The sequence below is a fragment of the Rhizobium sullae genome (genome assembly GCF_900169785.1).
Classification (GTDB): domain Bacteria; phylum Pseudomonadota; class Alphaproteobacteria; order Rhizobiales; family Rhizobiaceae; genus Rhizobium; species Rhizobium sullae.
This window is the reverse complement of the sequence record NZ_FWER01000038.1, coordinates 1-12,799: the sequence shown is the minus strand read 5'-3', so window position 1 is coordinate 12,799 and position 12,799 is coordinate 1. Positions and strand designations below refer to the sequence as shown.

13 protein-coding genes and 1 pseudogene are annotated in these 12,799 nt (G+C 59.4%); 13 read left to right on the top strand and 1 reads right to left on the bottom strand.

Annotated features, from left to right (window positions below; genetic code table 11):
* Positions 1-60 precede the first annotated feature (60 nt).
* The 9 genes from BN1800_RS26910 (at position 61) to BN1800_RS26865 (ending at position 8,156) form a co-directional block, all read left to right on the top strand.
* Positions 61-1,299 carry an ABC transporter substrate-binding protein gene (locus BN1800_RS26910; RefSeq protein WP_244564656.1) on the top strand — a complete coding sequence of 413 codons (1,239 nt, stop codon included), beginning with the start codon at positions 61-63 and terminating at the stop codon, positions 1,297-1,299.
* A gap of 22 nt (positions 1,300-1,321) precedes the next feature.
* On the top strand, positions 1,322-2,299 hold the full coding sequence (locus tag BN1800_RS26905; RefSeq protein ID WP_087001885.1) for a YVTN family beta-propeller repeat protein: 978 nt from the start codon (positions 1,322-1,324) through the stop codon (positions 2,297-2,299).
* A gap of 41 nt (positions 2,300-2,340) precedes the next feature.
* On the top strand, positions 2,341-2,826 hold the full coding sequence (locus tag BN1800_RS26900; RefSeq protein WP_087001884.1) for a cupredoxin domain-containing protein: 486 nt from the start codon (positions 2,341-2,343) through the stop codon (positions 2,824-2,826).
* Between the two features lie 42 nt (positions 2,827-2,868).
* On the top strand, positions 2,869-3,648 hold the full coding sequence (locus BN1800_RS26895; protein WP_087001883.1) for an ATP-binding cassette domain-containing protein: 780 nt from the start codon (positions 2,869-2,871) through the stop codon (positions 3,646-3,648).
* Complete coding sequence (locus tag BN1800_RS26890) at positions 3,648-4,520, top strand: ABC transporter permease (protein WP_087001882.1); 873 nt, start codon at positions 3,648-3,650, stop codon at positions 4,518-4,520. The genes BN1800_RS26895 and BN1800_RS26890 overlap by 1 nt, the downstream gene beginning before the upstream one ends.
* Positions 4,520-5,152 (top strand): hypothetical protein, encoded by a 633-nt coding sequence (locus BN1800_RS26885; protein ID WP_087001881.1) that lies wholly within the window; start codon positions 4,520-4,522, stop codon positions 5,150-5,152. The genes BN1800_RS26890 and BN1800_RS26885 overlap by 1 nt, the downstream gene beginning before the upstream one ends.
* A 499-nt stretch (positions 5,153-5,651) precedes the next feature.
* Positions 5,652-6,641 carry an ABC transporter substrate-binding protein gene (locus BN1800_RS26875; protein WP_087001880.1) on the top strand — a complete coding sequence of 330 codons (990 nt, stop codon included), beginning with the start codon at positions 5,652-5,654 and terminating at the stop codon, positions 6,639-6,641.
* Positions 6,638-7,456, top strand: a complete 819-nt coding sequence (locus BN1800_RS26870) for an ABC transporter permease (RefSeq protein WP_087001879.1) — start codon at positions 6,638-6,640, stop codon at positions 7,454-7,456. Before BN1800_RS26875 ends, BN1800_RS26870 begins: the two co-directional genes overlap by 4 nt.
* Positions 7,416-8,156, top strand: a complete 741-nt coding sequence (locus BN1800_RS26865; protein WP_087001878.1) for an ABC transporter ATP-binding protein — start codon at positions 7,416-7,418, stop codon at positions 8,154-8,156. Before BN1800_RS26870 ends, BN1800_RS26865 begins: the two co-directional genes overlap by 41 nt.
* A 68-nt stretch (positions 8,157-8,224) precedes the next feature.
* On the opposite strand, the gene BN1800_RS26860 is transcribed toward BN1800_RS26865, so the two are convergent.
* Positions 8,225-8,569 carry a hypothetical protein gene (locus BN1800_RS26860; RefSeq protein WP_425299068.1) on the bottom strand — a complete coding sequence of 115 codons (345 nt, stop codon included), beginning with the start codon at positions 8,567-8,569 and terminating at the stop codon, positions 8,225-8,227.
* A gap of 447 nt (positions 8,570-9,016) precedes the next feature.
* On the opposite strand from BN1800_RS26860, the gene BN1800_RS26855 reads away from it, so the two are divergent.
* The 4 genes and pseudogenes from BN1800_RS26855 to BN1800_RS40605 all read left to right on the top strand — a co-directional run.
* Entirely contained in the window at positions 9,017-10,918 is a 1,902-nt protein-coding gene (locus BN1800_RS26855) for a methanol/ethanol family PQQ-dependent dehydrogenase (protein ID WP_087001877.1), read from the top strand.
* 173 nt (positions 10,919-11,091) lie between these two features.
* Positions 11,092-11,619 (top strand): c-type cytochrome, methanol metabolism-related, encoded by a 528-nt coding sequence (locus BN1800_RS26850; RefSeq protein ID WP_087001876.1) that lies wholly within the window; start codon positions 11,092-11,094, stop codon positions 11,617-11,619.
* Between the two features lies 1 nt (position 11,620).
* Entirely contained in the window at positions 11,621-12,487 is an 867-nt protein-coding gene (locus tag BN1800_RS26845) for a substrate-binding domain-containing protein (protein WP_087001875.1), read from the top strand.
* A gap of 144 nt (positions 12,488-12,631) precedes the next feature.
* Positions 12,632-12,799 (top strand): annotated as a pseudogene (locus BN1800_RS40605) (S-(hydroxymethyl)glutathione dehydrogenase); the annotation flags it as partial.

Below are 12,799 nucleotides of genomic sequence, written 5' to 3'. Positions count from 1 at the left end.
ATTGCACAGATCCGGTTTTCGTCGGAACTGAAGCATTCTGCTAATCGTGTGGGATGTGCGGTGCCTAATGTCCTCATATTGTTTGTCGTGGCTTTTCTTGCGCTTTTCGGCCCGTCTAGCGCCGTTGCGGATGAACCCGCTTCCGCTCCGGTCAACAAGCCGGCCAAATCCCAGCAGCAGGTTTCGCAGATCCGGCTGGGCTATCTTCGCGCCTATGCACCCCGGCTGGCGCTTTCCGTCCTAGATGTGCCGCCGCGCGACGAAGGCGTTGCGGGCGCGAAGGTGGCGATCGGCGACAACAACACCACCGGGTCCTTTCTTGGACAAACGTTTTCGCTCGACGTGGCCGAGGTCAGGCCCGATGCTGACATCGTTCCGGCTTTTAACGAGATGATATCGAAAGGTGTTCTCTATGTTCTCGCGGACCTGTCAGCCGGCCAGCTTCTGTCGATCGCCGATCTGGCTCGCGAACGGGGCGTTTTGATCTTCAATGTCGGCGCCACCGACGACAGTCTGCGTGAGGAGGAGTGCCGGGTGAACGTGTTTCACACTGCGCCTACCCGCACCATGCTCGCCGACGGGCTGGCGCAGTATCTGATTTGGAAACAGTGGCGTCGATGGGTGCTGGTTTTCGGCTCCCATGCGCCGGACAAGCTTTTTGCCGACGCGCTGCGGCGCGCCGCCATGCGCTTCGGCGGCGAGATCGTCGCGGAAAAGGAGTTTATCGACACCGGCACGGCGCGGCGGACGGATACCGGCGTGGTCCAGATTCAGCGGCAAATGCCGGTCTTCACGCAGGATTTTCCCGACTACGACGTGTTGCTCGTGGCCGACGAAAGCGAGGTCTTCGGCACCTACGTACCATTCCGCACATGGATCCCGCGCCCCGTTGCCGGAACGGCCGGCCTCATGCCATCCGCCTGGCATCCGGCCAGCGAGCAATGGGGCGGCACCCAGATCCAGAACCGCTTCGCCAAGACGAATGGCAGGCGCATGCTGTCGAAGGACATGGCCGCGTGGACTGCGGCGAGAATTATCGGCGAGGCTGCGACGCGCACGCAAGGTACTGACCCCGGGAAGATTTCCGCCTTCATCCGCGCCGATGATTTTTCGATTGCGGCTTTCAAGGGACAGAAGCTGACCTTCCGGAACTGGAACTGGCAATTGCGCCAGCCGATCTTCCTCGGAGACGGGCGTTCCGTGGTGTCGACGTCACCGCAGGAGGGGTTTCTGCACCAGGTTTCCGAACTCGACACGCTCGGTGTCGATCAGCCGGAAACCCGATGTACGCTGAAATAGCTTCGGAGAGGGAGAGAGCCAGATGCACCGAAGACTGACTTTTCTGACCTTGGGATTTGTCGTGGCGGCCGGCCTGCAGGCACCCGCTTGTGCCTACATGGTGTATGTCTCCAACGAGAAGGACAACACGGTGAGCGTGGTGGACTCGGAGACGAAGGAAGTGCTGCGCACGATTGATGTCGGCCAGCGGCCGCGCGGCATCACCATTTCACGCGATGGCAAGTTCATCTACCTCTGCGCAAGCGACGACGACACGATCGAGATCATCGATACGACGACTTACGAGATTGTCGGATCGCTGCCGTCCGGGCCTGATCCGGAGTTGTTCGTCCTCTCGCCTGATGGAAAGACGCTCTATGTCGCCAACGAGGACGACAATCTCGTCACGGTCATCGATCTTGAAAGCAAAGAGGTGCGGGCCGAAGTGCCGGTCGGCGTCGAACCCGAGGGCATGGGCATCAGCCCGGACGGAAAGTCCATGGTCAACACCTCCGAAACGACCAACATGGCGCACTTCATCGATACGGAAACCAACGAAATCACCCACAATGTTCTCGTCGATTCCAGGCCACGGTTCGCCGAGTTCAAGCCGGACAATTCGGAGGTCTGGGTCAGCGCCGAAATCGGCGGTACCGTCTCCGTCATCGACAACACCAGCCGGGAAGTGAAGCACAAGATCACCTTCGAGATACCCGGCCTGCGATCGGAAGCGATTCAGCCGGTGGGCGTGCGCATCACCGCCGATGGCAAGAAGGCCTATGTCGCGCTCGGCCCCGCGAATCGTGTCGCAGTGGTCGATGCGCAGACCTACGAGGTCGAAAAATATGTGCTGGTCGGGCAGCGGGTCTGGCAACTGGCCTTCACCCCCGACCAAAAGGCGATCATCAGCACAAACGGGGTATCCAACGACATCACTTTCATCGATGTCGCGACCGATGAGCCGGTTCAATCCGTGACCGTCGGGGCGCTGCCCTGGGGTGTGGTCGTGTCCCCGAACTGACTGGTTGCGCAGGCATTTCTGATAATCAAAGGGAGGAAAATATGCAGAAATATCAGGCCATCGCGCTGACGGTGCTCGTTGGAACAGCCTTGTTGGTGGTTCCAGGCTTTGCACAAGATGCAGATGGCAACCATGATGACGATGCCGCAGCCGTTCCGGCCGCCGCTCAGAAGGTGACCCGTGCCAGCAAGGATGTGCCTGAACTAATCCTCGGATCGGCCGCCGACAGTTTCACCGTCAATCAGAAGGATTTCGAACTGATCGCCGGGCAGGGATACCGCTGGAAAATTACGTCGGCAGCGGGGCTCGAATACAAGTTTGCCACGGATTTTTTCCGCAATGTCTGGATGAACCAGATCGTCATCAACGATCTGGAGGTTCACATGAACGGTGCGCCTGCGTGGCTGGAATTCGATAAGGAAGGCACGATGCAGGTGCAATTTACGACCATCCGGCCGGGCACCTACATGTGGTCTGTTCCCGATCTGGCCGACAAGGGCATGAAAGGAACGATCACCATCAAATAGGGCAGGGAGGATTAGGGTTTCCAGGTGGGAGGATACGGCGCCATGCAGCATGTGAAGGCGAAGGATGGGGTGAGCCTGCCCGCCGCGCTTGACGTTTCGAAGGTCAGCTTTTTCTATGGACAGCAGCAGGCTCTGTCCGGCGTCTCCTTCTCAATCGCGACAGGCCATTTCACCGTGCTGCTCGGCCTCAACGGGGCCGGCAAGACCACGCTGCTTTCGTTGATCAGCCATCTCTACAACACCCGCCACGGCTCGATCCGCATCTTCGGCCACGATATCAGCCGGGAACCTGGCGAAGCGCTGCGCCGCCTCGGTATCGTCTTCCAGGCGCGGACGCTCGATCTCGACCTCAGCGTCTACCAGAACCTTTCCTACCACGCCTCGCTGCATGGAATCGGCCACGAACAGGCTATGGAGCGGATTAAAACACTGCTTGCCCAGGTGAACATGAGCGACAGGCTCTACGACAAGGCGCGTGGCCTTTCCGGCGGGCAGATGCGGCGCATCGAGATTGTACGCGCACTCTTGCACCGGCCGCCATTGCTGCTGCTCGACGAGGCAACCGTTGGGCTCGACATACAGTCGCGCGCAGAGATCCTTTCGACCATCCGGGCGCTTGTGGCGGCCGATGGCATCAGCGTGTTCTGGGCCACCCACTTGATCGATGAGGTTGACGAGGGCGACCATGTCGTCATCCTCCACAAGGGGAAGGTGCTGGCGGATGGTACCGTGAATGACGTCGTCCGTTCGGCTGGTACAGACGGCATTCGCCAGGCATTTGTCGCCTTAACCGGGCTCGCTCCGGCGGAAGGAGCACCGTGATGGCATTCCAAGGTGATCCACGCACAATTCCTGCTGGTCCTGCCTCAACTCCCGGCTTCAGCTTGCGTCAGCATCTCATTTGTCTGAAGGGAATTCTATATCGCGAAGGCCTTCGTTTCCTCAACCAGCGTGAGCGCTTCATCTCCTCGCTGGTTCGCCCGCTGCTTTGGCTTTTCGTGTTCGCCGCAGGATTTCGCCAGGTGCTCGGTGTTTCGATCATCCCACCCTACAAGACCTACGTGCTCTACGAGGTCTACATCACACCTGGCCTGTGCGGCATGATCCTGTTATTCAGCGGCATGCAGTCATCGCTCTCCATGGTCTATGACCGGGAGATGGGCAACATGCGGACCCTGCTTGTCAGCCCGTTTCCACGCTGGTTCCTGCTGGTCTCCAAGCTGCTTGCAGGTGTTGCGGTATCGATCATGCAGGTCTATGCCTTCCTGGCCATTGCATGGTTCTGGGGTGTCAAACCGCCGCCGGTCGGCTACCTGCTGGTTCTGCCCGCGCTGTTCCTGTCAGGCATGATGCTCTGCTCGCTCGGCATGCTCCTGTCGTCGATGATCAAGCAGCTCGAGAATTTTGCGGGCGTCATGAACTTCGTGATCTTCCCGATGTATTTTGCCTCGCCCGCGCTTTATCCGCTCTGGCGTATCCAGGAATCGAGCCCGCTCCTTCACAAGATCTGCCTCGCAAATCCGTTCACCTATGCGGTCGAGCTGGTTCGCTTCGCGATTTATGGACAGATCGATTGGGGATCGCTTGCCGTCGTGATCGGATGTACGGCGCTGTTTCTCGGGGGCGCAATTCTTGCCTATGATCCATCGAATGGCTTGCTCAGCCGCAGGCAGGACACGGGAGGAAATACCTAATGGGATGGCGATCTCCGACATACATTCTCACCGCCGTCGCACTTGGCGCAATCGTCTCGTGGCCCGCCTTATCCGTGCAGGGTAACGATCCGGACTGGCCGTGTATCCAGCGCAAGGTGCCAGTGCTTTCGCTCGGTCAGATCTGGAATGGCCCCGAACTGCCGCAGACGGCCGCCGATTGGTCCAAAGATGCGGCCATCGCTGCGCTGGTGCAGGAGCTTTCGGCACGCCGCGTTTCGTTGCAGGAAGCGCAGCAAAAGATCAGCGCTTTTGAGGAAAGCCTGTCGGAGGGCGAGAGGAAGAACCGCATGGCCATGCTTGTGCGGGGGCTTTTCGATCATATGAACCGGGAGCGATCTGACGTCATCTCCGGCATTGCGCGGTATGCCCACCGGCAGAGGGACATGGCAACACTCTTGCGTCAGGAGGCCTCCGCGGTCGACGCCCTTCGGGCAAAGCCCGATGCTGATCCGAACGAGGTCGCGCTGCGCAATGACCGGCTCATGTTTCAGACACGTGTTTTTCAGGAGCGTGCGCAGTCGCTGACCTTCGTCTGCGAGGTCCCGACGCTGATCGAACAGCGTTTGTATGCGCTTACCAAGACGATCGAGGAAGCGCTCGAGGCGAAATGACAGCTGGTGGCCGGGTCCCTGTTTCTAGAATTGCTTCAGGCAGGATATGACACTGGGGGCATGTCAACATGGCCGCGGCACTCTCCAGAGGTGGCGCGGTTCCTCGCGGAATGATTGACGCGTCTTTGTGACCCGCGTATCCTCACTGCCGGCTTCCCATCGGGCACCTTGTGAAAGCCACCAAGCGGGCGGCATGCCAAGTACGCAAGTCCGTAGTTCTTCGCATGCGCATGCCGTGCAGTGAAAGGTGCTTCATTGAACCTCGTCGATCTCGTCCTGACCGTCTGCTTGTTGGCCAACCCGACCAGTTGCCGCACCGAGCATCTCTATTTTGAAAGCCGCGGATCGCTTGGCCAATGCATGATCCTGGCGCCGGCGGAGATCGCAAAGTGGTCCGGGAGCCATCCGTCGCTGAAGGTCATCCGTTGGACATGTGTCTTTCCGGGCAGGAGGCGGGACATATGACGTCGCTGCAAACATTTTGCCGGGAGGTGGCATCATGAACATATCGAGGCGCGGGATTTGCGGAGCAGCCTTGCTGGCTGCGGTGAGCCCCCTGAGCTTCCATGCCTTGGCCAAGCCGTCAGCGCCGAAGATCCGGGTCGGTGTCTTGAGGTTCGGGACGGTGAACTGGGAACTCGACACCATCAAGCACAACAAGTTCGATGCCGCCAACGGGATCGACGTGGAGATCGTTTACTTTGCGGGCGAAGACGCCACCAACGTCGCCATGTTGGCCGGCGACCTCGACATGATCGTTTCCGATTGGCTGTGGGTGTCGCGCCAGCGTTCGCAGGGCACGGATCTCACTCTCGCACCTTACTCGACTGCGGTTGGCGCCATCATGGTCAAGCAGGATGCGCCCATTCGTGCCATCCCTGATCTCGTCGGAAAAAAAATCGGTGTGACCGGCGGTTCGCTCGACAAGAGCTGGCTTCTGATCCAGGGCCTTGCCCGGCGTGATCACAAGATTGACCTGACCACTAAAAGCGACATCGTTTTCGGCGCACCGCCCCTTCTGTCGGAAAAGGCCATCTCCGGCGAACTCGATGCAGTGCTGAATTTCTGGCATTTCTGCGCCCGGCTGGAGGCAAACGGTTTTCGTCGCCTCATCGGTGCCGACGATGCCGCCAGGGCGCTCGGGGCATCGGGGCCGGTTTCGGCGCTCGGATATGTTTTTCATGAAAAATGGGCGAACGAAAACTCGGACGTGGCCTTGAACTTTCTCCGGTCAAGCGGGGAGGCGAAGAAGCTTCTGGCCCGGTCGGATGCTGAATGGCAGCGGCTGGCACCGATCGTGCGGGCCGAAGGCCGGGAACTCGAGGTGCTGCGCGATCGCTACCGCGAAGGCATCCCGAACAGGCCGCTCGCAGAGGAGGAGAGAGATGCCGCCAAGCTATACGCAATCCTGGCCGAATTGGGTGGGGAGAAGCTTGTCGGTGAGGCGCGGCAGATGGCTCCGGGAACGTTCTGGGCCTTAAAGACATGACAGCAGGACCCGGGCTGGAAAATGGGGTGGCTGCAGGCCGGCGAGCACACGCCATCTCCCGTGGTCTTCTGCCGGCAGCAACGGCCTTGGCATCCCTGCTCGGACTGTGCCTGCTTTGGAACCTTGCGGCCGGGATCTGGCCAAGCCGGGTGTTTCCGCCGCCGATCGAAGTCTGGCGCGTGCTGGTCAAGGAGGCGGCAAGCGGCGATCTCGCCTATCATCTCGCCATGACGCTCTTCCGGGTTGCCGCCGCCTATGTTGTTGCGATGCTGGCCGGGTCGGTCATCGGCGTCCTGCTCGGTACCCACCGGCGGGCGGATTCTTTCTTCAATCCGTGGCTTATCCTTTTTCTCAACCTCCCGGCACTGGTCGTCATCGTTCTTGCCTACATCTGGTTCGGCCTGACTGAAGCGGCTGCGATCAGCGCGGTGGCGATCAACAAGATACCCAACGTCGTGGTCACCATGCGCGAGGGCGCACGTGCACTCGACCCCCGTTACGCCGAAATGGCGAAAGTCTACCGCCTCAGTCCGCTCGACAGAATCCGCCATATCCTGATGCCGCAACTGCAGCCTTATTTTGCGGCCGCTTCGCGGTCCGGAATTGCGCTGATCTGGAAGATCGTGCTCGTTGTCGAACTACTCGGCCGGTCAAACGGGGTGGGTTTTCAGATCTATCTTCACTTCCAGATATTCGACGTCGCCGCCATCCTCGCCTATTCGCTTGCCTTCGTTGCCATTATGCTGTTGATCGAACTCTTTCTGGTGCAGCCATTTGAACGACACGCAACACGCTGGCGCCGCCGCCCCGCTTAAGGTCGAAATCGCCGAGAAGACGTTCCGGTCGGCTGAGGACGTGACCATTGCGGCCCTCCGCGGACTGTCATTCGAGGTGAGGCAGGGAGAGTTTGCCTGTTTGCTCGGGCCGTCGGGCTGCGGCAAGACCACGACCTTGCGCATCCTTTTGGGGCTGGACCGGGAGTTTTCCGGCAGCTACCAGTTGCCCGAAGGCGGTTCCAATCGCATTGCCGCGGTATTCCAGGAGCCGGTGCTTCTCCCCTGGCGAACGGTGGAGCAGAATGTCCGCCTTGCGCTGTCTCGAGATGCACGGGACATGGACCTGGACGGGCTGTTCGACATTCTGGGTCTGTCGGCCATGCGGTCGCTCTATCCCTCGGAGCTTTCGCTCGGCCTTGCACGCCGCGCTGCCCTGGCGCGTGCCTTTGCCACAGAACCCGCAGTGCTCTTGCTGGACGAGCCCTTCGCCTCGCTCGATGAACGGACGGCCGATAGATTGCGGCGCCTTCTGATGACGGTCTGGTCGGCGAGGCCTACCACCGCCCTGATGGTGACACACAATCTGCGGGAGGCACTTCTGTTGGCAGATCGCGTTATAGTGCTGTCATCACGGCCAGCCCATGTGCTCGGCATCTTCGAAGTGGAGATGGCGCGCCAGGCGCGCGACACGAAGGCGCTGGACGACCTGGTTTCGGATTTCCGGACGAGGTTTCCCTGACTTGCGTCCGCAACAGGAGAAGTCTTATCCTGCCGCAAGACCGGTCGCCCGTGGCCCCGCGGGCCCCGTCAGAAGCAGCGGACGTCTGCCTCGGCCTGGGCGCGCCTCAGCTCAGCGGCTGCAGACTTCGCCGGCGCACTCTGCCGGAACAGCACACCCCTCTCGCCGGTCTGGAGTCCAAGGCTCCTGAAGGTCTCAGCCGCCTCGTAGCGTTCGTACGGGACGATCGAGGCGATGACGTCGATCGAGCAAGAACAATTTTCGAGCGCAGCGCGTGTTTCTCCATTGGCCTTCATGCAGGCATAGACGTAGTCCACGACTGCGATCGTAGGATAGGTGGCGGCCCGTGAAGCTGTGATCGCACCCGTGAGCGCAGTGAGAAAGACGATGGCTCGTAGGACTTCGGTAAGCACCGCAACCTCCGCCGACGTTGATCTGAAGCCTGACTAATCTATTCTCGCCTAATAGTGTTATATGCGCAAATAATTACTATGGGCACTCTGGTGCTGGATTGCGTCGTTTGCATTATGAGGAATATTGCTAAGCAGCATTAGTATATTGCAGAGCAGCATTAATATATTGCCCTGCACAAGGCGATATATTTATTATTGCTTACGCCCTTTGAAAGGATTATTCTTTTTCATGGTTTCCGGCTTCAAGGCTTTGCTGCATGGGAGCGGCAGAGTCTCGTAGGTACGAGGATGGGCAATAACGGTGCCCCTGCCCACCCTGCCGAATCGTGACACGCTGACGGAAGCGCATCTCCCATAGACAAGCTGAACGCTTGGGCCGGCCCTTGTGGTCTCCCGAGGTTGGTAATGACGATCCTCGGGTGAAAAACAACATCGGGAGGACTTCGCATGCGCACACTCAAAAAAAGCATATACGTACCGCTGGCCGCCGCTGGACTTCTGACCGCGGCCGCTGTTGGGAACGCGTTGGCCAATGACGAGCTGACGAAACTTGCGTCCGACCCGAAGAATTGGGCGATGCCGACTGGCGATTATGCCAATCAGCGTTATTCCAAGCTCAACCAGATCACGAAGGAGAATGTGAAGGACCTGCAGGTCAAGTGGACCTTCTCGACCGGCGTCCTGCGTGGTCATGAGGGCGGACCGCTGGTGGTCGGCGACGTCATGTACGTCCACGCGCCGTTCCCCAACACAGTCTATGCCCTGGATCTTAACAACGACGGCAAGATCCTCTGGAAATACGAGCCCAAACAGGATCCCAACGTCATTGCGATCATGTGCTGCGACACTGTGAATCGCGGCGTCGCCTATGGCGATGGCAAGATAATCCTTAACCAGGCTGACACGACGGTCGTTGCGCTCGACGCCAAGACCGGCAAGGTCGTGTGGTCGGTGAAGAACGCCGAAACTGACGGCAGCAAGGGTGAATCCGGCACAGCCGCACCGATGGTCTACAAGGACAAGGTGCTGATTGGTGTGTCGGGCGCGGAATATGGCGTGCGCGGCTGGATCGCCGCCTACAACCTCAAGGACGGTTCGCTCGCGTGGAAAGGTTATTCTACTGGACCCGATTCCGAGACGCTCATGGACCCGGAAAAAACCACCCATCTCGGCAAGCCTGTCGGCAAGGATTCCGGCATCAACACCTGGGAAGGCGAGCAGTGGAAGACCGGCGGTGGAACCACTTGGGGATGGTTTTCCTATGACCCGAAGCTCAACCTGGTTTACTACGGAACAGGAAATCCCTCGACCTGGAACCCCGTTCAGCGTCCAGGCGACAACCGTTGGTCAATGACGATATTCGCACGTGATGCCGATACGGGCATGGCCAAGTGGGTCTACCAGATGACCCCACACGACGAATGGGACTTTGACGGCGTCAACGAGATGATTCTTGTCGATGGCATGGACATCAACGGCCAGAAACGCGACGTCCTGGTTCACTTCGACCGCAACGGTTTTGCCTACACAATGGACCGTGCAAACGGCGAGCTCCTCGTCGCCAAGAAGTACGATCCCAAGGTGAACTGGGCGACGGAAGTGGTCATGGATCCCAAAAGCAAAGAGTATGGCCGTCCGCAGGTGGTTGCCCAATACTCGACCCAGCAGAACGGCGAGGACGTGAATTCGACGGGCATCTGCCCGGCCGCTCTAGGAACAAAAGACCAGCAGCCGGCGGCCTATTCGCCAAAGACCGGTCTCTTCTACGTGCCGACCAACCATGTCTGCATGGATTATGAGCCCTACCAGGTCAGCTACACCGCCGGTCAACCCTATGTCGGCGCCACGGTCGCGATGTATCCTGCGCCCGGCAGCCATGGCGGCATGGGCAACTTCATTGCCTGGGATGCAGCCAAGGGCGAGATCGTCTGGTCCAAACCCGAGCAGTTCTCGGTCTGGTCCGGCGCGCTTGCCACCGACGGCGACGTCGTCTTCTACGGCACGCTGGAAGGCTACATCAAGGCAATCGATAACGAAGGCAAGGAACTCTACAAGTTCAAGACGCCGTCGGGCATCATCGGCAACATCAACACCTTCGAGCACAAGGGCAAGCAGTACGTGGCTGTTCTGTCGGGTGTCGGCGGATGGGCTGGCATCGGTCTTGCGGGTGGTCTCTTAGGGGCCGAAGGCGCTGCAGCCTGGCAGCAGGCGGTGGCGGGCAAGAACGCTCCTACCGACCAAGAAAAGGCCATTTCTACGGCAGGTCTGGGCGCTGTCGGTGGCTATGCCGCACTTGCCGAGTATACGACGCTGGGCGGCCAACTCACCGTCTTCGGTCTCCCGGACTGACTTCCTGGAAACCGCATCATGCCAACGCCTTGTCCGACGAAAGGCCTGACACATGAGAGCCCGGCGCCGATACCGACCCGGGCTCTCGAATTCGCCGCGCAATCACAACGCATTTTCAACGCCGCATCGCGACAGCAAACGGGTGTCCGTGGCGAAACGAAAAAGAGGTACGGATGTTTTTTCGCAACGCAATTTCGGTACTCGCAATGATCTTTCTCCCACTGACGATTTCAGGCCACGCCCAGGCACAAGACACTAAAGAAAAGGCCGCTGCCGTGAAGGACGAGGATGGCAAATATTTCGATGCGGAAGGCAATCCGACATTTAAGTTCCAGGACGACGGAACGGTCGACTGGTACACGTTCAGCGGCTACCGGCGCTACCATGCCGACTGTCATGTCTGCCATGGACCGGACGGCGTCGGCTCGAGCTATGCGCCCCCATTGATCAACAGCATGAAAGGCATGGACTACGGAACGTTCTTGTCGATCGTCGCGGAAGGCCGCAAGAATGTCGGCGGCGGCAAGGAAAACGTCATGCCCGCATTCGGCGAAAACAAGAACGTATATTGCTACCTTGACGACATCTACGTCTATTTGCGTGCCCGAGCCGTCGGTGACGCGCCACGCGGTCGTCCGCCCAAGAAGGCAGACAAGCCGCAAGCGGCGAAGGACCACGAAGCCTCTTGTATGGGTGGATGACATGGCGCGGTGCGACGGACAGGCAAGTTACAAGGCGGCCCTGGTCATCACGGCCGTCGTAGCATTGGCCCCGTTGCCCGCATATGCACAGAGCGCCGGGCTTGGGGCGGCCGGCGAACTGGTCGATCCCGACGTCCTGCGCGTCTGCGCTGATCCGTCCAACATGCCATTTTCCGACCAAAGCGGCGAAGGATTCGAGGATAAGCTTGCCAAGCTGGTCGCGGCCAGCACAGGCCGTCGCTCTGTCGCCTATACGTGGTTTCCCTCGATTACCGGCTTCGTGCGCAACACGCTCGCTGCCAATCGCTGTGATATCATCATGGGATATGCCCAAGGCGACGAGCTCGTCCAGAATACCAATGCCTATTATCGCTCTTCCTATGTACTGCTTTACAAGAAGGATGGCGATCTTCGGGGTGTGGAAACGCTGACCGACGAGAAGCTTGTTGGCAAGAGGATTGGCGTCGTCGAGGGGACGCCGCCATCGGCGAATATGGCGGCAGCAAAACTCATGCGCACGGCCAAGGTCTATCCGCTCTTGGTCGACACCCGCGTCACGCCGTCGGTGGCGGAAGTCATGATAAACGACATGCTGGAAGGCGTGATCGATGCTGCCGTCGTCTGGGGGCCGATGGCAGGCTACTATGCCCGCAAGTCGGCTGCCGATCTGGCGATCGTACCGTTGATCAAAGAGAAGGGTGGCCAGCGCATGACGTATCGGATCACCATGGGCGTCCGCCCCTCCGACCAGCAATGGAAACGCACGCTGAACACGTTCATCAGGGACAACCAGACCGAGATCAACAAATTGCTGATCGAGTATGGCGTGCCGCTCCTTGATGAACACGATCAGAGGATCACGCAATGACGACCGGACGCTTGAAAAGCAGCACACGTCAATCATCTCGATCCGTTGTTCGCCGGTTGCCGCAAAGGGAGTGGCCGCCGCCTGTCCAGGCTATCTCCCGGAGCCGGATCGATGAGGGAATGACCATTAAAGGGGGATAAGGATATGAAAACCCGCGCTGCGATTGCCGTTCAGGCAGGAAAACCGCTGGAGATCAAGGAGGTCAATCTGGAGGGTCCGCGCGCAGGCGAGGTGTTGGTCGAGGTCAAGGCGACGGGCATCTGCCATACCGATGATTTCACCCTGTCGGGCGCCGATCCGGAAGGTCTCTTT

Bases quoted from the DNA above. Each gene is read 5' to 3' on its own strand.
- BN1800_RS26875 (WP_087001880.1), top strand. From the start codon at position 5,652: ATGAACATATCGAGGCGCGGGATTTGCGGAGCAGCCTTGCTGGCTGCG.
- BN1800_RS26900 (WP_087001884.1), top strand. From the start codon at position 2,341: ATGCAGAAATATCAGGCCATCGCGCTGACGGTGCTCGTTGGAACAGCC.
- BN1800_RS26845 (WP_087001875.1), top strand. From the start codon at position 11,621: ATGGCGCGGTGCGACGGACAGGCAAGTTACAAGGCGGCCCTGGTCATC.
- BN1800_RS26895 (WP_087001883.1), top strand. From the start codon at position 2,869: ATGCAGCATGTGAAGGCGAAGGATGGGGTGAGCCTGCCCGCCGCGCTT.
- BN1800_RS26890 (WP_087001882.1), top strand. From the start codon at position 3,648: ATGGCATTCCAAGGTGATCCACGCACAATTCCTGCTGGTCCTGCCTCA.
- BN1800_RS26855 (WP_087001877.1), top strand. From the start codon at position 9,017: ATGCGCACACTCAAAAAAAGCATATACGTACCGCTGGCCGCCGCTGGA.
- BN1800_RS26870 (WP_087001879.1), top strand. From the start codon at position 6,638: ATGACAGCAGGACCCGGGCTGGAAAATGGGGTGGCTGCAGGCCGGCGA.
- BN1800_RS26885 (WP_087001881.1), top strand. From the start codon at position 4,520: ATGGGATGGCGATCTCCGACATACATTCTCACCGCCGTCGCACTTGGC.
- BN1800_RS26850 (WP_087001876.1), top strand. From the start codon at position 11,092: ATGTTTTTTCGCAACGCAATTTCGGTACTCGCAATGATCTTTCTCCCA.
- BN1800_RS26905 (WP_087001885.1), top strand. From the start codon at position 1,322: ATGCACCGAAGACTGACTTTTCTGACCTTGGGATTTGTCGTGGCGGCC.